The 19,992-nt window shown below is 60.6% G+C and carries 21 protein-coding genes and 1 pseudogene; 14 read left to right on the top strand and 8 right to left on the bottom strand.

Annotation, left to right across the window (positions count from 1 at the left end; translation table 11 throughout):
• The first annotated feature begins 97 nt into the window (after positions 1–97).
• From FFS13_RS05750 to cysN, 3 genes are all read left to right on the top strand, one after another.
• Entirely contained in the window at positions 98–856 is a 759-nt protein-coding gene (locus FFS13_RS05750) for a Nif3-like dinuclear metal center hexameric protein (protein ID WP_137818149.1), read from the top strand.
• A gap of 134 nt (positions 857–990) precedes the next feature.
• A complete protein-coding gene (cysD, locus tag FFS13_RS05745; RefSeq protein WP_137818148.1) occupies positions 991–1,908 on the top strand; it encodes a sulfate adenylyltransferase subunit CysD in 918 nt (305 codons plus the stop codon).
• Position 1,909: 1 nt separating this feature from the next.
• On the top strand, positions 1,910–3,808 hold the full coding sequence (cysN, locus tag FFS13_RS05740) for a sulfate adenylyltransferase subunit CysN (RefSeq protein WP_137818147.1): 1,899 nt from the start codon (positions 1,910–1,912) through the stop codon (positions 3,806–3,808).
• 91 nt (positions 3,809–3,899) lie between these two features.
• On the opposite strand, the gene FFS13_RS05735 is transcribed toward cysN, so the two are convergent.
• Positions 3,900–4,334, bottom strand: a complete 435-nt coding sequence (locus FFS13_RS05735; protein ID WP_137818146.1) for a YhcB family protein — start codon at positions 4,332–4,334, stop codon at positions 3,900–3,902.
• Between the two features lie 275 nt (positions 4,335–4,609).
• Here FFS13_RS05735 and FFS13_RS05730 point away from each other — a divergent pair, with 275 nt between their 5' ends.
• The 3 genes from FFS13_RS05730 to zapE all read left to right on the top strand — a co-directional run bounded on the left by FFS13_RS05730 (position 4,610) and on the right by zapE (position 7,820).
• Entirely contained in the window at positions 4,610–5,245 is a 636-nt protein-coding gene (locus tag FFS13_RS05730; protein WP_256657826.1) for an alpha/beta hydrolase, read from the top strand.
• A gap of 39 nt (positions 5,246–5,284) precedes the next feature.
• Entirely contained in the window at positions 5,285–6,634 is a 1,350-nt protein-coding gene (locus tag FFS13_RS05725) for a tryptophan--tRNA ligase (protein ID WP_137818144.1), read from the top strand.
• A 91-nt stretch (positions 6,635–6,725) separates the two neighbouring features.
• A complete protein-coding gene (gene zapE / locus FFS13_RS05720) occupies positions 6,726–7,820 on the top strand; it encodes a cell division protein ZapE (protein WP_137818143.1) in 1,095 nt (364 codons plus the stop codon).
• Positions 7,821–7,876: 56 nt separating this feature from the next.
• On the opposite strand, the gene FFS13_RS05715 is transcribed toward zapE, so the two are convergent.
• Entirely contained in the window at positions 7,877–8,842 is a 966-nt protein-coding gene (locus tag FFS13_RS05715; protein WP_137818142.1) for a hypothetical protein, read from the bottom strand.
• 80 nt (positions 8,843–8,922) lie between these two features.
• Entirely contained in the window at positions 8,923–9,828 is a 906-nt protein-coding gene (locus FFS13_RS05710; RefSeq protein WP_171006435.1) for a GlxA family transcriptional regulator, read from the bottom strand.
• A 249-nt stretch (positions 9,829–10,077) separates the two neighbouring features.
• Between FFS13_RS05710 and FFS13_RS05705 the strand changes: the two genes are divergently transcribed.
• Positions 10,078–11,214 (top strand): acyl-CoA dehydrogenase family protein, encoded by a 1,137-nt coding sequence (locus FFS13_RS05705; RefSeq protein WP_137818140.1) that lies wholly within the window; start codon positions 10,078–10,080, stop codon positions 11,212–11,214.
• A 43-nt stretch (positions 11,215–11,257) separates the two neighbouring features.
• Here FFS13_RS05705 and FFS13_RS19995 read toward each other — a convergent pair.
• A pseudogene (locus tag FFS13_RS19995) lies at positions 11,258–11,332 on the bottom strand (hypothetical protein); the annotation flags it as partial.
• A gap of 235 nt (positions 11,333–11,567) precedes the next feature.
• On the opposite strand from FFS13_RS19995, the gene rplM reads away from it, so the two are divergent.
• From rplM to FFS13_RS05670, 7 genes are all read left to right on the top strand, one after another.
• On the top strand, positions 11,568–11,996 hold the full coding sequence (gene rplM, locus FFS13_RS05700; RefSeq protein ID WP_119952216.1) for a 50S ribosomal protein L13: 429 nt from the start codon (positions 11,568–11,570) through the stop codon (positions 11,994–11,996).
• A gap of 14 nt (positions 11,997–12,010) precedes the next feature.
• Positions 12,011–12,403, top strand: coding sequence for a 30S ribosomal protein S9 (gene rpsI, locus FFS13_RS05695; RefSeq protein ID WP_122452435.1), 393 nt, complete (start codon positions 12,011–12,013; stop codon positions 12,401–12,403).
• A 253-nt stretch (positions 12,404–12,656) separates the two neighbouring features.
• Positions 12,657–13,250 carry a ubiquinol-cytochrome c reductase iron-sulfur subunit gene (gene petA / locus FFS13_RS05690; RefSeq protein ID WP_137818139.1) on the top strand — a complete coding sequence of 198 codons (594 nt, stop codon included), beginning with the start codon at positions 12,657–12,659 and terminating at the stop codon, positions 13,248–13,250.
• A complete protein-coding gene (locus tag FFS13_RS05685) occupies positions 13,250–14,461 on the top strand; it encodes a cytochrome bc complex cytochrome b subunit (RefSeq protein WP_137818138.1) in 1,212 nt (403 codons plus the stop codon). Before petA ends, FFS13_RS05685 begins: the two co-directional genes overlap by 1 nt.
• Positions 14,461–15,243, top strand: a complete 783-nt coding sequence (locus FFS13_RS05680) for a cytochrome c1 (RefSeq protein ID WP_137818137.1) — start codon at positions 14,461–14,463, stop codon at positions 15,241–15,243. Before FFS13_RS05685 ends, FFS13_RS05680 begins: the two co-directional genes overlap by 1 nt.
• Positions 15,244–15,334: 91 nt before the next feature.
• Entirely contained in the window at positions 15,335–15,952 is a 618-nt protein-coding gene (locus FFS13_RS05675) for a glutathione S-transferase N-terminal domain-containing protein (RefSeq protein WP_137818136.1), read from the top strand.
• Positions 15,953–15,975: 23 nt separating this feature from the next.
• Positions 15,976–16,389: a ClpXP protease specificity-enhancing factor gene (locus FFS13_RS05670; RefSeq protein WP_137818135.1), complete on the top strand. Its 414-nt coding sequence runs from the start codon at positions 15,976–15,978 to the stop codon at positions 16,387–16,389.
• Positions 16,390–16,438: 49 nt separating this feature from the next.
• Here FFS13_RS05670 and FFS13_RS05665 read toward each other — a convergent pair whose 3' ends face one another.
• The 4 genes from FFS13_RS05665 to FFS13_RS05650 all read right to left on the bottom strand — a co-directional run bounded on the left by FFS13_RS05665 (position 16,439) and on the right by FFS13_RS05650 (position 19,975).
• Positions 16,439–16,972 carry a BON domain-containing protein gene (locus tag FFS13_RS05665; RefSeq protein WP_137818134.1) on the bottom strand — a complete coding sequence of 178 codons (534 nt, stop codon included), beginning with the start codon at positions 16,970–16,972 and terminating at the stop codon, positions 16,439–16,441.
• The gene (locus FFS13_RS05660) at positions 16,969–17,562 is read right to left on the bottom strand and encodes a phosphoheptose isomerase (RefSeq protein WP_137818133.1); all 594 of its coding nucleotides are present in this window, start codon (positions 17,560–17,562) and stop codon (positions 16,969–16,971) included. Before FFS13_RS05660 ends, FFS13_RS05665 begins: the two co-directional genes overlap by 4 nt.
• Before the next feature lie 230 nt (positions 17,563–17,792).
• Positions 17,793–18,167, bottom strand: coding sequence for a YraN family protein (locus FFS13_RS05655; RefSeq protein WP_137818132.1), 375 nt, complete (start codon positions 18,165–18,167; stop codon positions 17,793–17,795).
• Positions 18,164–19,975: a penicillin-binding protein activator gene (locus FFS13_RS05650; RefSeq protein ID WP_137818131.1), complete on the bottom strand. Its 1,812-nt coding sequence runs from the start codon at positions 19,973–19,975 to the stop codon at positions 18,164–18,166. The genes FFS13_RS05655 and FFS13_RS05650 overlap by 4 nt, the downstream gene beginning before the upstream one ends.
• Between the last annotated feature and the right edge of the window lie 17 nt (positions 19,976–19,992).

The raw sequence follows: 19,992 nt of genomic DNA, 5'->3' as shown, positions 1-19,992 counted from the left end.
GTTGCGAGGGCGCAGAGAGGCCCTTAAGGTGGCGCCATTATAGAGGCCGTTGGTCAATTAAAGGAGCGGCCTGCAACAGCTCTAGTGAGGAATTCTTATGGCCATTGCCCTGAGCACTTTGGTGGAAGAAACCGAGCGTTACCTGAATGCGGCGCGCATCAGTGATTACTGTCCGAATGGCCTGCAGGTCGAAGGCCGGCCGCAGGTGCGGCGCATCGTCAGCGGGGTGACGGCCAGCCAGGCGCTGCTGGATGCGGCGGTCGAGGCCGAGGCCGACGTGCTGTTGGTGCATCACGGTTATTTCTGGAAGGGCGAGAATCCTTGTGTGACCGGCATGAAGCAGCGCCGGCTGAAAACCTTGCTGAGCCATGACATCAGTCTGCTGGCCTACCACCTGCCGTTGGATGTGCATCCGGAGGTGGGCAACAACGTACAGTTGGCGCGGCAGTTGGAGATCGTCGTCGAGGGGCCGCTAGAGCCGGAAAATCCGCGCACCGTGGGGTTGATCGGCTCTCTGGCGGAACCCATGACGGCGCGCGATTTTGCCCGCCGCGTCCAAGAAGTGTTGGGGCGCGAGCCATTGCTGGTGGAGGGGTCGCAGATGATCCGGCGGATCGGGTGGTGCACTGGTGGTGGCCAGGGCTATATCGATCAGGCCATCGCGGCAGGCGTGGATCTCTACCTGAGCGGTGAGGCGTCGGAGCAAACGGTGCATAGCGCGCGGGAAAATGGCATCAGTTTCATCGCCGCCGGCCACCACGCGACCGAGCGTTACGGCGTGCAGGCGTTGGGCGATTATCTGGCGCGGCGCTTTGCCATCGAGCACCTGTTTATCGACTGCCCGAACCCCGTTTAGGCGGCATATAACTAGATCGTTTAGGTCTAAATGGCCGCCTGATTAGAATAGGGCGCTGTGCTAAAGTGCGCCCTTCGTCCACGGCCCGTAGGCCGTCCAATAAGCTCTCCCCAGAGAGAAAGCCGTGAGTAGCCATGCTCGATAAACTGACGCATCTGAAACAGTTGGAGGCGGAAAGCATCCACATCATCCGCGAGGTAGCCGCCGAGTTCGATAACCCGGTGATGCTGTACTCCATCGGTAAAGATTCCGCCGTAATGCTGCATCTGGCCCGCAAGGCGTTCTTCCCCGGCAAGCTGCCGTTTCCGGTCATGCACGTGGATACCCAGTGGAAGTTCCAGGAGATGTACTCGTTCCGCGACAAGATGGTCGCAGAGCTGGGCCTGGACCTGCTGGTACACGTCAACCCGGAAGGCGTGGCCCAGGGTATCAACCCCTTCACCCACGGCAGTGCCAAGCATACCGACATCATGAAGACCGAGGGCCTCAAGCAGGCTCTGGACAAGTACGGCTTCGATGCCGCCTTCGGTGGTGCCCGCCGCGACGAGGAGAAGTCGCGTGCCAAGGAGCGCGTGTATTCCTTCCGTGACAGCAAACATCGTTGGGACCCGAAGAACCAGCGCCCCGAGCTGTGGAACGTCTACAACGGCAAGGTCAACAAGGGCGAGTCGATTCGGGTGTTCCCGCTGTCCAACTGGACCGAGCTGGACATCTGGCAATACATCTACCTCGAAGGCATCCCCATCGTGCCGCTGTACTTCGCCGCCGAACGCGACGTGATCGAGAAGAACGGCACGCTGATCCTGATCGACGATGAGCGCATCCTCGAGCACCTGAGTGACGAGGACAAAGCCCGCATCGTGAAGAAAAAAGTGCGCTTCCGCACCCTCGGTTGCTACCCGCTGACCGGCGCGGTGGAGTCCGAAGCCACTACCCTGACTGACATCATCCAGGAAATGCTCCTGACTCGAACGTCCGAGCGCCAAGGTCGCGTGATCGATCACGACCAAGCGGGTTCGATGGAAGACAAGAAACGTCAGGGGTACTTTTAAGATGTCGCACCAGTCCGATTTGATCAGCGAGGACATCCTCGCCTACCTGGCCCAGCACGAACGCAAGGAACTGCTGCGCTTCCTCACCTGCGGCAACGTCGACGACGGCAAGAGCACCCTGATCGGGCGCCTGCTGCACGACTCCAAGATGATCTACGAAGACCATCTGGAGGCGATCACCCGCGACTCGAAGAAAGTCGGCACCACAGGTGACGATATCGACCTGGCGCTGCTGGTCGACGGCCTGCAGGCCGAGCGCGAGCAGGGCATCACCATCGATGTGGCTTACCGCTATTTCTCCACCGCCAAGCGCAAGTTCATCATCGCCGACACCCCCGGCCATGAGCAGTACACGCGCAACATGGCGACCGGCGCCTCGACCTGCGACCTGGCGATTATCCTCGTCGACGCGCGCTACGGCGTGCAGACCCAGACTCGCCGTCACAGCTATATCGCCTCCTTGCTGGGGATCAAGCACATAGTCGTGGCGATCAACAAAATGGACCTGAAGGATTTCGATCAGGGCGTTTTCGAGACGATCAAGGCCGACTACCTGCAGTTCGCCGACCGCATCAAGCTCAACCCGACCTCGATCCACTTCGTGCCGATGTCGGCGCTGAAGGGCGACAACGTGGTGAACAAGAGCGAGCGCTCGCCCTGGTACAGCGGCCAATCGCTGATGGAGATTCTCGAAACCGTGGAGGTCGCCGGTGATCGCAACTTCACCGACATGCGTTTCCCGGTGCAGTACGTCAACCGTCCGAACCTGAACTTCCGCGGCTTCGCCGGTACCCTGGCCAGCGGCATCGTGCACAAGGGCGATGAGGTCGTGGTGCTGCCGTCCGGCAAGAGCAGTCGGGTCAAGTCCATCGTCACTTTCGACGGCGAGTTGGAGCAGGCCGGTCCCGGCCAGGCCGTGACCCTGACCATGGAAGACGAGATCGACATCTCCCGTGGCGACCTGTTGGTGCATGCCGATAACCAGCCGCGGGTCACCGACAGCTTCGAGGCCATGCTGGTGTGGATGGCGGAAGAACCGCTGTTGCCGGGCAAGAAGTACGACATCAAACGTGCCACCAGCTATGTGCCGGGCTCGATTGCCAGCATCGTCCACAAGGTCGATGTGAACACCCTGGAAGAGGGGGCGGCGAGCAGCCTGCAGCTGAACGAGATCGCCAAGGTCAAGCTCAGCCTGGATGCGCCGATCGCCCTCGATGGCTACGAGCGCAACCGCACCACGGGCGCGTTCATCATCGTCGACCGCCTGACTAACGGCACCGTCGGCGCTGGCATGATCATCGCCGAGCCGCTGAATACCCAAGGCGGCAGCCATCACGGCAAGCTGGCCCATGTGGCCACCGAAGAGCGTGCCGCACGTTTCGGCCAGCAGCCGGCTACCGTACTGTTCAGTGGCCTGTCCGGTGCCGGCAAGAGCACCCTGGCCTATGCCGTGGAGCGCAAGCTGTTCGATATGGGGCGCGCGGTCTATGTGCTGGATGGCCAGAACCTGCGCCACGACCTGAACAAGGGCTTGCCGCAGGATCGTGCCGGGCGTACCGAGAACTGGCGGCGTGCCGCCCATGTGGCGCGGCAGTTCAATGAGGCCGGTCTGTTGACCCTGGCGGCGTTCGTGGCGCCGGATGCGGAAGGTCGCGAACAGGCCAAGGCGCTGATCGGGGCCGAGCGCTTGCTCACCGTTTATGTGCAGGCCTCGCCGCAGGCGTGCCGTGAGCGTGACCCGCAAGGCCTGTATGCCGCCGCTGGCGAGAATATTCCCGGCGAGTCCTTCCCCTACGATGTGCCGCTGAATGCCGACCTGGTGGTCGATACGCAGAGCGTTTCGCTGGATGAGGGCGTCAAACTGGTGCTCGAGCTGTTGCGCAGCCGCGGCGCGATCTAATCGCCTGCACACTAAAAAGCCCCGTTTCGGCGGGGCTTTTTATTGCGTGTCAGTTCAGCTGGGCCATCGTTTTGGCGATGGCCGTTGCGACTTACTTCTTCAAGCCAAAGGTCGCGTCCAGCGTACCCGGAGCGTCGGCCGCCTTGGGCGCATAGTCCTTCGGGGCTTCGGAGCTTTTCGGTGGCGTCAGGCGCTCGCGTGGGCCCGGCTGTTCGTCGTTGTGCAGGGCCGCGAGCAGGCGCTGGCGCGTCAACTCGTCGAGGGCCAGGCGGTTGGCGCCCTCGGACAGGTGTTCCTGCACTTCCTGATAACTCTGGGTGAGTTTCTTCACCAGGTTGGCGGTGGTATTGAAGTGGGTCACGACCTCGCTCTGATAGCTTTCGAAGCGTTCCTGGATCTCATCCAGTTGCCGCTGTGTGCGGCTGGGCGCGGCGCTGGGAACCAGGCGGGCCACCAGGAAACCGATGGTGATGCCAGCGAGCAGGGCGAGTGCCGGTAGTAACCAGGCCAAGAGCGTCTGTTCCACGAGTCCTTCCTCTATAAACGGCTTTGCTTTACGTTAACGGCTCTAACCTGCGCTGTATAGCGCGACGCAAGCCCTGTAGGTAAGTTATTAGAACTTGCTTAAGCTCGTCGCGAGCGCAGGTCAGGCAAGGCGAAAGCAGGCGAGGACGCGGAGTTTACGAGCTGTAAATGAGCAGTCCGAGCCGGTTTTCAACGCCGCATCACCAAGCGCAGCAGAGATTAAGCAGGTTCTTAACCAAGACGTGTCGACCCTGTGCAGGGTCACGGAGTTCCCCGTTGTCCACTCGTGAAGTTTCTCTATTGCTCGCTGGCCCCAGTGGCCCACTGGAAGCGCTTTATCTTGACCTGCCCGAAGCCCGAGGCCTGGCGCTGATTTGCCATCCCAACCCGGTGCAGGGCGGTACCATGCTCAACAAGGTGGTCTCCACCTTGCAGCGCACCGCGCGCGATGCGGGTTTCGCCACCTTGCGGTTCAACTACCGGGGTGTCGGGGCGAGTGCCGGCGCGCACGATATGGCGAGCGGCGAAGTCGATGATGCCGAGGCCGCGGCGAACTGGCTGCTGGCCCAGCATCCGGAACTGCCGTTGAGTCTGTTCGGTTTTTCCTTTGGCGGCTTCGTCGCGGCATCCCTGGCTGCGCGTCTGGAGGCTAAGGATATTGAGCTGGATAAACTGTTTATGGTCGCCCCTGCGGTAACGCGACTCGGCGCCGATGCGGCCTTTGCCCAGCGCTGCAGCTTGACGGTGATTCAGCCGGAAAACGACGAAGTGATCAGCCCGGTAGCGGTATTCGCCTGGTCCGAATCCCTGGAGCGTGCCCATGAGTTGCTGAAAGTGGCAGAATGCGGGCACTTTTTTCACGGCAGGCTGACCGAACTGAAGGATCTGGTCTTGCCGCGCCTTGCGAACTGACTGCAGCCTGATAAGCGCCTAACCCTATAAGCGATAGCCATGACCACTCGTATCCTTACCGGTATCACCACCAGCGGTACGCCGCACCTCGGCAATTATGCGGGGGCGATTCGCCCGGCGATCATTGCCAGTCGTCAGGTCGACGCGGATTCGTTCTACTTTCTCGCCGATTACCACGCGCTGATCAAATGCGACGATCCGCTGCGCATTCAGCGTTCGCGTCTGGAGATCGCCGCCACCTGGCTGGCCTGTGGCCTGGATACCGAGCGGGTGACCTTCTACCGCCAGTCCGACATCCCGGAAATCCCCGAACTGACCTGGCTGCTGACCTGCGTGACGGCCAAGGGCCTGCTCAATCGTGCGCATGCCTACAAGGCCTCGGTGGATAAGAACGTCGAAACCGGCGAAGACCCGGATGCGGGTGTGAGCATGGGCCTCTACAGCTATCCGGTGTTGATGGCTGCGGACATTCTGATGTTCAACGCGCATAAGGTGCCGGTCGGTCGCGACCAGATCCAGCACGTGGAAATGGCCCGAGATATCGGCCAGCGCTTCAATCATCTGTTCGGCCAGGGCAAAGAGTTCTTCGTCATGCCGCAGGCCTTGATCGAGGAAAGCGTGGCGACCCTGCCGGGTCTCGACGGGCGCAAGATGTCGAAAAGCTACGACAACACCATCCCGCTGTTTGGCAGCGCCAAGCAGTTGAAGGAGGCCATCTCGCGCATCATCACCGACTCCCGTGCTCCGGGTGAGGCGAAAGATCCGGATAATTCGCACCTGTTCACCCTCTATCAGGCCTTCGCCACTGCGGCGCAACAGGCGGAGTTCCGTGCCGAACTGCTCGCCGGCCTGGCCTGGGGCGAAGCCAAACAGCGCCTGTTCCAGCTGCTCGACAACGAACTGGGCGAGGCGCGCGAGCGTTACCAGGCGCTGATCGAGAGGCCGGCCGACCTGGAAGACATCCTTCTCGCCGGTGCCGCGAAGGCCCGCAAGACGGCCACGCCGTTCCTCGGTGAGTTGCGTGAGGCCGTTGGCCTGCGCTCCTTCCGCAGCAACGTGCAGGTCGGCGAGGGCAGCAAGAAGAAAGCCGCCAAAGGTGCACGTTTCGTCAGCTTCCGCGATGACGATGGCAGCTTCCGCTTCCGCCTGTTGGCCGCCGATGGCGAACAGTTGCTGCTGTCCAAGCGCTTTGCCGATGGCAAGTCGGCCGGTCAGGCCAGCAAGCGTTTGCAGGACGGCAGTGGGCTGGATCTGCGCGTGCAGGGCGAAGGGTTCGCCCTCTGGCTGGACGCTGAAAGCATTGGCGAAAGCCCGGCGTTTGCCGATTCCACTGCTTGCGAGGCCGCTATGCAGCGTCTGCGCGAGGCTCTGGCACCGCAGTCGGAGTGATTTATCGGTCGGCCGGCACTGCTGGCCGATTGCCAAGCAACGGGGTCGCCGCTAAAGTGGCGACCCCGTTTTTGTTGCCTAGCTGCCGATTATGACTCCCCTTGCGCGATACCAGGCGGACCTGAAACGTCCCGATTTCTTCCATGATGCGGCGCAGGAAACGGCCGTGCGCCATCTGCAGCGGCTCTACGATGATCTGATCGCCAGCGAGAAGAGCAAGCCCGGATTATTCGGCAAGCTGCTCGGCACGAAATCGCCGGGGCCGGTAAAGGGCCTGTATTTCTGGGGCGGTGTCGGTCGCGGCAAGACCTATCTGGTCGATACCTTCTTCGATGCGTTGCCGTTCAAGCAGAAGACCCGCACGCACTTCCACCGCTTTATGAAGCGGGTGCATGAAGAGCTGACCACCCTGAGCGGTGAGAAAAACCCGTTGCCGCTGATCGCCAAGCGCTTTGCTGCGGAAACGCGGGTGATTTGCTTCGACGAATTTTTCGTCTCGGATATCACCGACGCGATGATCCTGGCGACCTTGCTCGACGAACTATTCAAGAATGGTGTCAGCTTGGTGGCGACCTCGAACATCGTGCCGGACGGCCTGTACAAGGATGGTCTGCAGCGCGCGCGCTTCCTGCCGGCGATTGCCCTGCTGAAAGAGCACACCAGCATCGTCAATGTCGACAGCGGCGTCGACTATCGTCTGCGCGCCCTCGAGCAGGCCGAGCTGTACTATTGGCCGCTCAACGAGGGCGCCGAAGTCAGTCTGAACAAGAGCTTTGTCAGCCTGGTGCCGGACTGCGAGCAGGCTCAGCTGAATGAAGTGCTGATGATCGAAAACCGGGAAATCCGCTCGCGCAAAGTGTGCGAGGACGTCGCCTGGTTCGATTTTCGCGAGTTGTGCGATGGCCCGCGCAGCCAGAACGACTACATCGAGCTGGCGAAGATTTTCCACGCGGTGCTGATCTCCAACGTCGAGCAGATGGGCGTGAACGAGGATGACCTGGCGCGGCGCTTCATCAACCTGGTCGACGAGTTTTACGATCGCAACGTCAAGCTGATCCTCTCGGCCGAAGTCGAGTTGAAGGACCTGTACAAAGGCGGCCGGCTGAACTTCGAGTTCCAGCGGACCCTGAGTCGCCTATTGGAAATGCAGTCCCACGAGTTCCTCTCGCGGGCGCACAAGCCCTAGGGTGCGTGCCGATGAAAAAGGCTGCCGATGGGCAGCCTTTTTTGTTTCGGTCGCATTTAGTTTTGCGCAAGCTTTTGCTCGTATTGCTTCAGCAGCTGCTTGGCGTGCGCCACTTCCAGCGCCTCCATGGCATTGATCGGCTTGATCGTCACTGCGCGCTTGAGATGCTCGACGATCTTCTGCTCCTCATCCTCGCCATACAGGTAACCCAGCGCGTTGGCGTATTCGTAGTGACCGATCGGCAGGTTGTCGGAGGCTTTGAAGGAGCGGGCGAAGTAGGTTTCCATTTTGTCCGCGCTGACTCCGTAGGTCATGTTCCCCACGAGTTTGCCGACCTTGCGGATCACCCCGGCTTCATAGCCGCCATACAGGGCGAGGGCGAAGGGTTGTTGCGGCTGCTTGGCCAGCAGGGCATCCAGCTCCTTGGGGATCTGGCTGGTGTAGCCGCGTTTCAGCACCACCGCAACCGACAACTCTTCGCCCAGGCGCGCCTTGGCATAGACGCGGCCGAACAGGGCAACAGTGTCGGCCTGTACCAGGCTGCCGGCCTGGTCGGTGTAGTCGATCACTTCTTCCAGCAGGCGGTGTTTTTCCTCCTGGTTCGCTACCAGGAACATGGCGTACACCACCTGGGCGAACATCGCCGGGATTTGCCCGCCGCCGCCGAGCGCCAGGCCCTGTTTTTTCGCTTCGGCAAAATCGCCGCGAAACATCAGGCGCCAAACCTCTTGCAGCTTGCTGGCATAAAGCTCGGCCTCTTCCGGTTTGCCGGTGAAGCCGGTGTTGCCCGTTACGGTCAGCTCCAGTGCTTGCGGATAGGTGGCGGCCATGCTCGCCACCCAGGCGGCGTCCGGGAACGGATAGTCGGCCCCAAAACCACGGATCAGCTGTGGCCAGGCTTGGCGCAGTTTGTCGCCCGAGTAGTCGAAGGCGCTTTGCTCGTAGGGGAAGGGTTGCCAGTTGTCGTCCGCCACGGCGCTGAGGCTGCAGACGGCGAGGAGGGCAAGTAGATAGCGGCGCATGGCGATGACCTGTTCTTGTTAGAGGTTCCCGCAAGGGGTGCGCCGATCATAGGTCGCAGCGGCTGGCGACCCACCCCATCCTAGGAATGGCTGTCCTTGTGCTGGAACTGCCGGCGGTATTGGTTGGGCGATAGTTCCGTGTGCTGGCGGAACAGCCGGGCGAAGAAGCTGGCGTCGTCGTAGCCGACCTCGTAACTGATGGTCTTGATGCTCTTGCGGGTGGCGCTGAGCAGGCCTTTGGCTGTTTCGATCCGTAGCCGTTGCAGGTAATGCAGCGGCTTGTCGCCGGTGGCGGCCTGGAAGCGCCGCATAAAGTTGCGAATGCTCATGCCGTGCTCGCGCGCGACATCCTCGAAGCGAAACTTGGCGGCGAAGTGTTCTTCCAGCCACTGCTGGATCTGCAGGATGGTCACGTCCTGGTGCAGCTTCTGGCCGCCGAAGCCGATCCGCCCAGGCGTGTAGTTGCGTTGCACTTCATAGAGGATGTCGCGGGCTACGGCCTGGGCGACGCTGGCGCCGCAGAAGCGCTCGATCAAATAGATGTACAGGTCGCAGGCGGAGGTGGTGCCGCCGGCGCAGTAGAGGTTGTCGGCATCGGACAGGTGCTTTTCCTGATTCAGCAGCACCTTGGGGAAGCGCTCGGCGAATTCGCGGAAGAAGCGCCAGTAGGTGGTCGCTTCCTTGCCGTCGAGCAAGCCGGCCTGGGCGATCCAGAATACGCCCATGGCTTCGCCGCAGAGCACGCTGCCGGCGGCGTGTTGACTGCGTAGCCAGCTCAGGACTTGCGGATGGCGGCTGCAGAGCGCATCAAAGTCGCCCCAGTAGGCGGGGAGGATGATCACATCGGCCGGCTCCAGCGCGCCATCCACGGGCAGGATTACATCGCTGAAGCTGCGTACCGGCTGGCCGTCGGGGCTGACCAGTTGAATCTCGAACGCCGGTGTCAGGCCCTGCCCCTGTTGCCTGCCGTAGCGCAGGCTGGCCATGTGGAAGAAGTCTTTAGCCTGCATCAGGGTGGAGGCGAACACGCCTTCAGTGGCGAGAATGCTGACTCGTTTCAGGGGGGCGGACTGCGCGGTAAGCATGGGTTGTTGTTCTTATCAGGGGAAAGTGGTCAATGGCTGGCTGGATCGTCTTATTTTTTGTCGCATGTGTCCAGTGCGTCCGGGCGTTTGACTGTCCTACAGTCTGGACCTGCCAATCCTGGCGTTAGACGTCTCCTCGCAGGTGCAATCATGATCCCAAGAACCCTGTTCAGCTCTGACCATGAGCTCTTTCGCGACAGCGTGCGTAAGTTCCTTGAGCAGGAGGCGGTGCCTTTCCATCATCAGTGGGAAAAGGATGGGCATATCGACCGTCAGCTGTGGAATAAGGCCGGTGAGGCCGGAATGCTCTGCTCGCATATTCCCGAGGAGTACGGCGGCATAGGCGCGGATTTTCTCTATAGCGCGGTGGTGATCGAGGAAATCAGTCGTCTGGGGCTGAGCGGCATCGGTTTCTCCCTGCACTCGGACATCGTCGCGCCGTACATCCTGCATTACGGCTCCGAAGAGCTGAAGCATAAGTACCTGCCGAAGCTGGTTTCCGGCGAGATGGTCACGGCCATCGCCATGACCGAGCCGGGGGCGGGCTCCGACCTGCAAGGCGTGAAGACCACTGCCGTACTGGATGGTGATGAGTATGTGATCAATGGCTCGAAGACCTTTATCACCAATGGCTATCTGGCCGATCTGGTGATTGTGGTCGCCAAGACCGATCCCAAGGCCGGCGCCAAGGGCACCAGTCTGTTCCTGGTGGAGGCGGGGACTCCGGGCTTCGCCAAGGGCAAGCGCTTGGAGAAGGTCGGCATGAAGGCGCAGGACACCTCCGAGTTGTTCTTCCAGGATGTGCGGGTGCCAAAGGCGAATCTGTTGGGCCAGGCGGGCATGGGCTTCGCTTATCTGATGCAGGAGCTACCGCAGGAGCGTTTGACAGTGGCGCTCGGCGCCCTGGCCTCGGCCGAGGCCGCGTTGCAGTGGACGCTGGACTACACCCGTGAGCGTAAAGCCTTCGGCAAGGCCATCGGTGACTTCCAGAATACCCGTTTCAAGCTGGCGGAGATCGCCACCGAGGTGCAGATCGGGCGAGTTTTCGTCGATCGCTGCCTCGAGCAGCACCTGCAAGCTAAGCTCGACGTTCCGACCGCGGCGATGTGCAAATACTGGACTACCGATTTGCAGTGCAAGGTCTTGGATGAGTGTGTGCAGTTGCACGGTGGCTACGGCTACATGTGGGAATATCCGGTGGCGCGGGCCTGGGCGGATGCGCGGGTGCAGCGGATCTATGCCGGCACTAACGAGATCATGAAGGAAATCATCGCGCGCTCGTTGTAAGGCGCGCATAGCAAAAAGCCAGGCTTAGGCCTGGCTGTTTTTACTCACCCCAGGTCATGCTGCCCAGGCACAAAGCGCTCACTTCCAGGTCGGTACGACCGAGCTTACGAAGTTCCATAAATATCTCCATGCGCAAAAGTTGCATCGAATCAGGTTGAAATTTTTCGTGCAATCGGCATAATTCCGCAGCTATTTTCGGCGGGGGATGCCTAGCCTGCCGAACTGGCCGTACGGACGTGATGACCCGAGCCCCCGATAGCGTCCGTCTCTGGCTGTCTTTGACTTGTCAAAGCGCGCACTATTCAGTAAGATCCGCCGTCTCATTTCAGGGCGGCCCCTGAGGCTATTAAAGAATGAAAACTTTTACTGCTAAACCGGAAACTGTTAAGCGCGACTGGTTTGTCGTCGACGCTGCAGGTCAGACTCTGGGTCGTCTGGCCACAGAAATCGCTAGCCGTCTGCGTGGCAAGCATAAAGCCGAATACACCCCGCACGTTGATACTGGCGACTACATCGTCGTTATCAATGCCGAGCAGGTGCGTGTGACCGGTGCTAAGACCACCGACAAAATGTACTACTCTCACTCCGGTTTCCCGGGTGGCATCAAGTCGATCAACTTCGAAAAGCTGATCGCCAAGGCGCCTGAGCGTGTGCTCGAGACCGCGGTCAAGGGCATGCTGCCGAAGAACCCGCTGGGTCGCGACATGTACCGTAAGTTGAAAGTGTACAAGGGTGCCGTGCACCCACACACTGCTCAGCAGCCCCAAGAACTGAAGTTTTAACGGAATAGTTCATTATGTCGGCGACTCAAAATTACGGCACTGGCCGTCGCAAGACTGCAACCGCTCGCGTTTTCCTGCGTGCAGGTACTGGCAAGATCTCGATCAACAACCGCACCCTGGAAAACTTCTTCGGTCGCGAAACTGCCCGCATGGTAGTTCGCCAGCCGCTGGAGCTGACTGAGACTGTCGAGAAGTTCGACATCTACGTCACCGTTCTCGGTGGTGGTGTTAGCGGTCAAGCTGGTGCAATCCGCCACGGCATCACTCGTGCCCTGATGGACTACGACGAAGCTCTGCGTCCTGCTCTGCGTAAGGCTGGCTTCGTGACTCGCGATGCCCGTGAAGTTGAGCGTAAGAAAGTCGGTCTGCGTAAAGCGCGTAAGCGTCCGCAGTACTCGAAGCGTTAATTCGCTCCTGCGTTCAAAAGCGCCCAGTTTCCTTTCGGAGCTGGGCGTTTTTTATGGGCGCTGGTTAGCGTTGCGACAACTTGCCGCACCGGTAAATGCCGCGCCCGACAAGGCTTTCAGCCATTTTGTATCCAGTAATTGCCTTGTCAGAAATGGGGCTTTTCTTTACCATTTGGCAAATTTTTTGCGCGGCTTGATTTTTACTTAGTAGATGCCTGAATAACAGGCCACAAAGCTGATGGGAGACGACTGAATGAGCAATGACGGCGTGAATGCAGGCCGACGTCGCTTCCTGGTAGCGGCCACTTCCGTGGTGGGTGCTGCTGGAGCGGTGGGTGCTGCGGTCCCGTTCGTGGGGTCATGGTTCCCGAGTGCCAAGGCCAAGGCCGCAGGGGCGGCGGTGAAGGTGAATGTCGGCAAGATTGAGCCTGGCCAGCAGATGATTGCTGAGTGGCGTGGTCAGCCGGTGTTTATCGTGCGCCGTACCGAGGAAATCCTCGGTAACCTGGTCAAGATCGAGGGGACCCTGGCCGATCCGGAATCCAAAGCATCGACTCAGCCCACCTACGTGGACCCTGAAGTGCGCTCGATCAAGCCGGAAATTCTGGTGCTGGTCGGTATCTGCACGCACTTGGGTTGCTCCCCATCCTTCCGCCCGGAAGTGGCGCCAGTCGATCTCGGTGCCGAATGGGTGGGTGGTTATTTCTGCCCGTGCCACGGTTCTCGTTACGACCTCGCCGGTCGCGTCTACAAGTCGCAGCCCGCCCCCTTGAATCTGCCAGTGCCGCCGCACTCATATGAGTCGGACGATGTCATTGTCATCGGTGTGGACCAGGAGAAAGCCTGATGAGCAAATTCATGGAGTGGGTTGATGCGCGCTTTCCCGCCACCAAGATGTGGGAAGACCATCTCAGCAAGTACTACGCACCGAAGAACTTCAACTTTTTCTACTTCTTTGGTTCCCTGGCACTGTTGGTGCTGGTCAACCAAATCGTCACTGGCATCTGGCTGACGATGAGTTACACCCCTTCGGCGGAAGAGGCCTTCGCCTCCGTCGAATACATCATGCGTGATGTGGAATATGGCTGGATCTTGCGTCTGCTGCACTCGACCGGTGCTTCGGCATTCTTCATCGTGGTGTATCTGCACATGTTCCGCGGCCTGCTCTATGGCTCCTACCAGAAGCCGCGTGAGTTGGTCTGGGTGTTCGGCATGCTGATCTACCTGGCATTGATGGCAGAGGCCTTCATGGGCTACCTGCTGCCTTGGGGGCAGATGTCCTACTGGGGTGCCCAGGTGATCATCTCGCTGTTCGGTGCGATTCCGGTGATCGGTGACGATCTGACCCAGTGGATCCGTGGTGACTACCTGATTTCGGGGATCACGCTGAACCGTTTCTTTGCGCTGCATGTGATCGCGTTGCCGATCGTGGTGCTTGGCCTGGTGGTATTGCACATCCTGGCGTTGCACGAAGTGGGTTCGAACAACCCCGATGGTGTGGATATCAAGAAGCACAAGGATGCCAACGGTGTGCCGCTGGACGGTATCGCGTTCCACCCGTACTACACCGTGAAAGATATCGTCGGCGTGGTGGTGTTCCTGTTTATCTTCTGCGCGATCGTGTTCTTCTTCCCGGAAATGGGTGGTTATTTCCTCGAGAAGCCCAACTTCGAAGTGGCTAACGCTTTCAAGACCCCCGAGCACATTGCGCCAGTTTGGTACTTCACGCCGTTCTACGCGATTCTGCGGGCGATTCCGGACAAGCTGATGGGTGTAATCGCTATGGGCGCCGCTATCGCAGTGCTGTTCGTGCTGCCGTGGCTCGACCGTAGTCCGGTCAAGTCCATGCGCTACAAGGGCTGGCTGAGCAAGATCTGGTTGCTGGTGTTCTGTGTTTCCTTCGTGATTCTCGGTGTGCTGGGTGTTCTGGCGCCGACTCCGGAGCGGACGCTGTTGTCGCAGGTGTGTACGTTCCTGTACTTCGCGTACTTCATCCTGATGCCGTTCTACACCAAGCTTGAGAAGACCAAACCGGTTCCGGAAAGGGTGACTGGCTGATGAAAAAGCTATTTGCTGCACTGATTTTCGCTGTATTGCCGGCTATTGCCTTTGCCAGTACTGGTGGTGGTCACGCGCTGGATGAGGTCGATATCGACCTGACCGATAAGGCTGCCCTGCAGGATGGTGCGCGGACTTTCGCCAACTACTGCATGGGTTGCCATAGCGCCAAGTTTCAGCGTTACGAGCGGGTCGCCGATGATCTGGGGATTCCGCACGAGCTGATGCTGAGCAACCTGGTGTTCACCGGTGCCAAGATCGGCGACCTGATGAAGATCGGCATGCAGCCGGCCGATGCCAAGAGCTGGTTCGGCGCTGCGCCGCCCGACCTGACCCTGGTGGCTCGTGTGCGTGGTACCGACTGGCTGTACACTTATCTGCGCAACTTCTATGAAGACCCGGCGCGTCCCTGGGGTGTGAACAACAAGGTGTTCCCCAACGTGGGCATGCCCAACGTGCTGGTTGGCCTGCAAGGGCGCCAGGTCGTGGGTTGCAAGCAAGTGCAAGTGGTCGACGAAGGCAAGAAGCAGTACGACCCCTTGACCGGGACGCCGCTGACTCATGAAGCCTGTGATCAGCTGACCATCGTGCCGAAAACCGGCAAGTTGAACGAGGCCGAGTTCGACGAGAAGGTCAAGAATCTGGTGACCTTCTTGGAATACTCGGCCAATCCGGTGAAGCTGCAAAGCCAGCGCATTGGTACCTATGTGCTGCTCTATCTGGCCTTCTTCTTCGTGTTTGCCTACCTGCTCAAGCGCGAATTCTGGAAGGACGTGCATTAATAAGCTGTATTTCCGCTGTTGACGTGCGCGCCCGCTTTGGGCGCGCACGTCTTTCTGCTTCTGATAACTTTAACAAGCGAGGAGGACCGCCATGGGCGTGACCAACCGGTTGGCCTGTTACTCCGACCCCGCCGACCACTATTCCCATCGCGTACGTATCGTGCTCGCCGAGAAGGGTGTAAGCGCCGAGATCATCAATGTCGAGCAGGGCCGCACACCGCCCAAGCTGATAGAGGTGAACCCCTACGGCAGCGTACCAACTCTGGTCGATCGTGATCTGGCGTTGTATGAATCGACTGTGGTGATGGAATATCTGGACGAACGCTATCCGCACCCACCCCTGTTGCCGGTCTATCCGGTGGCGCGAGCCAATAGCCGGCTGCTGATTCATCGTATCCAGCGTGACTGGTGTGCGCTGGTGGACCTGATTCTCGATCCGCGCAGCAAAGAGCCGGCCCGCGTTCAGGCGCGCAAGGAGCTGCGTGAAAGCCTGACGGGTGTTTCGCCGCTGTTCGCCGACAAGGCATACTTTCTCAGCGATGAGCTGAGTTTGGTGGATTGCTGCCTGTTGCCGATCCTCTGGCGCTTGCCGAAACTAGGAATCGAGTTGCCGAAGCCGGCCAAACCGCTGCTGGATTACATGGAGCGTCAGTTTGCCCGCGAGGCCTTCCAGGTCAGTCTGTCTGGCGCCGAGCGCGATATGCGCTAAAGCTGAAGCTGAAGGAGCTTTCGATGAACTCCAGTCGTCCTTATCTGATTCGTGCGCTTTACGAATGGATTGTTGATAACGATTGCACACCGCATCTGTTGGTCAATGCCGAGTATCCCAACGTGCAGGTGCCGCAGGGCTTTGCCAGCGACGGCCAGATAGTGCTGAACGTCTCGCCGGGTGCCGTGCGCCATCTGCATATGGATAACGAAGCGGTGAGCTTCGAGGGGCGTTTCGGGGGGGTGGCGCATACCTTGTATATCCCCGCAGCGGCTGTGCTGGCGATCTATGCTCGCGAAAACGGCCAAGGCATGGTCTTCGACCTGGAGCCGCCGGTGGTGGATGAAGAACCTGACTCCGGGCCGGACGATGAGGGGCCGTCCGGTGGCGAGCCGCCCAGACCGAGTGGGCGACCCAGTCTGAAAGTGGTCAAGTGAAATAAAAAAGGCGATCCAGTGGATCGCCTTTTTGCGGCTTGCGGGTTGCTCAGTTGGTGTACTCGAACAGTTTCACGACCTTCTGCACGCCAGACACGCTCTGCACCACGCTGGTGGCACTGGCGGCTTCCATGCGGGTCACCAGGCCGAGCAGGTAGACGATGCCATTTTCGGTGATCACCTTGATACGTGAGCTGGGCACGGCGTTGTCGGCGAGCATCTGCGCCTTGATCTTGGTGGTCAGCAGGCTGTCGTTGCTGCGCGCTAGAACCGACGTCGGTGGCAGAACCTGCAGCTCATTGTGCACCTTGCGCACGCCTTGTACCGCGCGTGCGGCCTGTTCGGCGCGCTCCTTCAGCTCGCTGCGCGGCGTCTGGCCGGCGAGCAGGATGATGCCGTTATAGCTGCTGACCACTATGTGCGAGGTCGGGCTGCTGAGATCGGCGTGGGCGCGGGAAATGCTGTTGCTGACATTCGGGCCGACGAATTGGTCGTCGATCTTGTTGCCGACGCTGCGGCTACCGCAGCCGCCGAGGGCGAGGCTCAATGCCAGGGCGATTAGGATCAGCGGGGAACGGGTCATTCTTCACTCCCAAACAGTTGGCTATCAATCAGGTCGCACAGGCAGTGAATGGCCAGCAGGTGGACTTCTTGAATACGTGCGGTGACTTTCGACGGTACGCGGATTTCCACGTCTTCTGGTAGCAGCAGCGAGGCCATGCCGCCACCGTCGCGGCCGGTGAGGGCGACCACGACCATCTCGCGGTCGTGGGCCGCCTGGATGGCCTGGATCACGTTGGCCGAGTTGCCGCTGGTGGAGATCGCCAGCAGTACATCGCCCGGCTGACCGAGGGCGCGGATTTGCTTGGAGAACACTTCGTTGTAGCTGTAGTCGTTGGCGATCGAGGTGATGGTCGAGCTGTCGGTGGTCAGGGCTATCGCCGGCAGGCTCGGGCGCTCGCGCTCAAAGCGATTGAGCAGTTCGGAGGAGAAGTGTTGGGCGTCGCCGGCCGAGCCGCCGTTGCCGCAGGAAAGGATCTTGCCCTCGTTGAGCAGGGCGTGGACCATCGCCAGGCTGCCTTGCTCAATGAATGGCACTAGCACTTCCATGGCGTGCTGTTTGGTATCGATACTGGCCTGGAAAAGCTGGCGGATACGGGATTGCATGTCCATCAGATATGACCTTCAGTGTGGCGGCTGATCAGGTGGCTTCAGGCTTGTATCCGAGGCCACCGGCTGCAAGGGTGTATCGCTCGGCAAGCGCAGACCGGGGTCTGTGGTGTCGCCGAAGCTGAGTTCGGGTTTTGCTCTGCGCGGCCCAGGCAGCTGGGACGCATGGGGCGTCTGTGCTGACCGGGCCTGCAGTTCTCTTATCGTGTCAGGCTGAATTGCGCTGGGCTTGCTCAGGTGTCAAAGGCGTTCTGGATCCAGTTCAGTCGTGCCGCTGGGTTGCCGTCGGCACCGATGGCTACGACATCAAAACGGCAGGGATGTTTAGCCCAGCGCGACTCTTGTTGCAGAAAGTGTGCGGCGGCGGCGGCGAGTTTCCCGCGCTTGCGCGCATCGACGCTCTCCAGTGCGCCGCCCCAGGCGGCATGCCGCCGGTAGCGGACTTCGACGAATACTACTGTATCGCCGTCGAGCATGACCAGATCGAGCTCGCCGCGCCGGCACAGCCAATTCTGCGCCAGCAGGCGCAGTCCGTGTTGCTCCAGGTGCTGGCGGGCCAGGACTTCGGCCGCCCGGCCGCTGGTTTGACGACTGCTGTTATCGATCAATTGAGGCTGTCGGGGAGGCGCTGGACCTGGCCGTCGCGGAACTCGGCCCAAGGGAGCTGGCGTTCGATGCGTTGTGTCGGGTTCAGGCTGAGGCTGCCGGAGAGGCCGTCGACACGACTGTCTGGCAGGGCTTTGAGCTGGCTCAGACGCGGTGCCAGGCGATAGGCGTCGACGCCCATGGCATAGAGCCTACCCAGGCTGCCGGCCGCCTGGGGCCATTGAGTGCTGACTTGTTGCCGCAGCGGATCATTGGCGTCGAGTAGCCAGGGCGTTTCACAAAAGCGGATGCCGTTGAGGTCGAGGTACTGAGTCGGATTGCTGCCGCCGGTAAACAGGTGAGAGGTGGCGTAGACCGGGACATCGCCGGCGTATTGGAAGGCCAGAGTCGGTTTGATCTGCTGCGCTTGCTGCGGCGTGGCGGCGAGGAAAATGAAATCGACGTCTTGACGGCGTGCCGGTTGCGCGGCAATCGCTACGCCGAGAGTGCTTTGCAGGCGTTTGGCGCGGGCTTCGCTCTGGCGCAGCTGGAACAGATCGGCGATCTGCTGGGCCAGTTCGACGGGCTGGTCGACGTGCTCCGCGGCGATCAGGCTGCCACCGGCGGCTTGCCAGCTTTGGCGGAAGGCGCCGAGTACGCGGTCGCCCCATTCGCCGCGTGGCACCAGCGCCACGGCGCGGCGCATGCCGTCGGTCCAGGCGCGGCGGGCTGCTTCGCGGGCCTCGTCTTCGGCCGCGAGACCGAACTGGAACAATTGCGCTGGGCCTTCCTGGCCGGCTTCGCTGTAGTTGAGGGCGAGGGTGGTCATTGGCAGTTGCTCGCGCTCGCTGAGCTGTTTGACCAGTGGCTTCTCCAGCGGGCCGACCACCAGTTGTACGCCGTCGGCTTGGGCTTGACGGTAGAAGTCATCCAGCGAAGTCAGCTGCGAGCTGTCGTACAGTTCGATGGCGGGAGGGTTTTGGCCGGCTTGCTGGGCTTGGTAGTGGGCGGCGAGGAAGCCGTCGCGGAGGGCGCGAGCGACCGAGGCCAGTTGGCCTTCCTGCGGCAACAGCAGGGCGATCTTGGTCAGCGGTTGGCTGGCCAGCTCTTTAAGTTTGCTCAATGGGAGCGGCAGTTGTTGGGCGGCTGGGTGCTGCGGATTTTGTTGGCGCCAGGTGTCTATGGCGGCCTGCTGTTGTTCGAGGGTGCCGGCGCTTTTCGAGATTTGCGCCAGTTGCAACCAGCCAGTCAGGTCGGCATCGCCGCTGTCTTGCAGTTGCTCGGGCGGCAGTGCTGCGACCAGCACCCAGATGGCTTCATGGTTGGCATTGGCGGCTTCGCCGCTGAGCAGCGGTGCGATATAGATCCGTTCACGAGTTGCCGCCAGCGTCTGGCCATCGGCCTCAAGGGCGCGGGCACGCACCAGTTGGGTGCGCGCCTGCTGTTCCACGGGTAGCTCGCTCAGGCGGCCCAGGCTTGGATGGTCAAGTGCTTGCAGTGCGGATTTTGGTTTGTTGCGTGCGAGTGCCAGTTCGGCGGCCAAGGTGTTGGCGAAAATCTGCTGGGCAGGTTTCAAGCTATCCAATGGCACCTGCTCAAGGATGCGGGCGGCGCGCCCCAGATCCTTCTGGTTATAGGCCAGGTCGGCAGCGGCTAAGCGTAGCAGAGCGGCTTCCTCTGGCTGGCTTTCAGTGGCCTGCTGCAGCAACTGCTCAATACTGGCTTCAGGGGGGCGTGGCAGTTCGCCAAGACTGGACGAGGGCGAGCTGGCACAGGCAGCCAGCAGGCCGGCGAGGCAGAGGGCGGAGAGCGGTCGCAGGCAGGCGATCATGTAAGCGTTCCTGATAC

Source organism: Pseudomonas sp. 2FG (genome assembly GCF_005502935.1).
In the GTDB taxonomy this organism is placed as follows: domain Bacteria; phylum Pseudomonadota; class Gammaproteobacteria; order Pseudomonadales; family Pseudomonadaceae; genus Aquipseudomonas.
This window is presented reverse-complemented; position numbering and strand designations above follow the sequence as displayed.

Coding starts and splice junctions, on each gene's coding strand:
- FFS13_RS05750 (WP_137818149.1), top strand. CDS start 98: ATGGCCATTGCCCTGAGCACTTTGGTGGAAGAAACCGAGCGTTACCTG.
- cysD (WP_137818148.1), top strand. CDS start 991: ATGCTCGATAAACTGACGCATCTGAAACAGTTGGAGGCGGAAAGCATC.
- cysN (WP_137818147.1), top strand. CDS start 1,910: ATGTCGCACCAGTCCGATTTGATCAGCGAGGACATCCTCGCCTACCTG.
- FFS13_RS05725 (WP_137818144.1), top strand. CDS start 5,285: ATGACCACTCGTATCCTTACCGGTATCACCACCAGCGGTACGCCGCAC.
- zapE (WP_137818143.1), top strand. CDS start 6,726: ATGACTCCCCTTGCGCGATACCAGGCGGACCTGAAACGTCCCGATTTC.
- FFS13_RS05715 (WP_137818142.1), bottom strand. CDS start 8,842: ATGCGCCGCTATCTACTTGCCCTCCTCGCCGTCTGCAGCCTCAGCGCC.
- FFS13_RS05710 (WP_171006435.1), bottom strand. CDS start 9,828: ATGGCCAGCCTGCGCTACGGCAGGCAACAGGGGCAGGGCCTGACACCG.
- FFS13_RS05705 (WP_137818140.1), top strand. CDS start 10,078: ATGATCCCAAGAACCCTGTTCAGCTCTGACCATGAGCTCTTTCGCGAC.
- rplM (WP_119952216.1), top strand. CDS start 11,568: ATGAAAACTTTTACTGCTAAACCGGAAACTGTTAAGCGCGACTGGTTT.
- rpsI (WP_122452435.1), top strand. CDS start 12,011: ATGTCGGCGACTCAAAATTACGGCACTGGCCGTCGCAAGACTGCAACC.
- petA (WP_137818139.1), top strand. CDS start 12,657: ATGAGCAATGACGGCGTGAATGCAGGCCGACGTCGCTTCCTGGTAGCG.
- FFS13_RS05685 (WP_137818138.1), top strand. CDS start 13,250: ATGAGCAAATTCATGGAGTGGGTTGATGCGCGCTTTCCCGCCACCAAG.
- FFS13_RS05680 (WP_137818137.1), top strand. CDS start 14,461: ATGAAAAAGCTATTTGCTGCACTGATTTTCGCTGTATTGCCGGCTATT.
- FFS13_RS05675 (WP_137818136.1), top strand. CDS start 15,335: ATGGGCGTGACCAACCGGTTGGCCTGTTACTCCGACCCCGCCGACCAC.
- FFS13_RS05670 (WP_137818135.1), top strand. CDS start 15,976: ATGAACTCCAGTCGTCCTTATCTGATTCGTGCGCTTTACGAATGGATT.
- FFS13_RS05665 (WP_137818134.1), bottom strand. CDS start 16,972: ATGACCCGTTCCCCGCTGATCCTAATCGCCCTGGCATTGAGCCTCGCC.
- FFS13_RS05660 (WP_137818133.1), bottom strand. CDS start 17,562: ATGGACATGCAATCCCGTATCCGCCAGCTTTTCCAGGCCAGTATCGAT.
- FFS13_RS05650 (WP_137818131.1), bottom strand. CDS start 19,975: ATGATCGCCTGCCTGCGACCGCTCTCCGCCCTCTGCCTCGCCGGCCTG.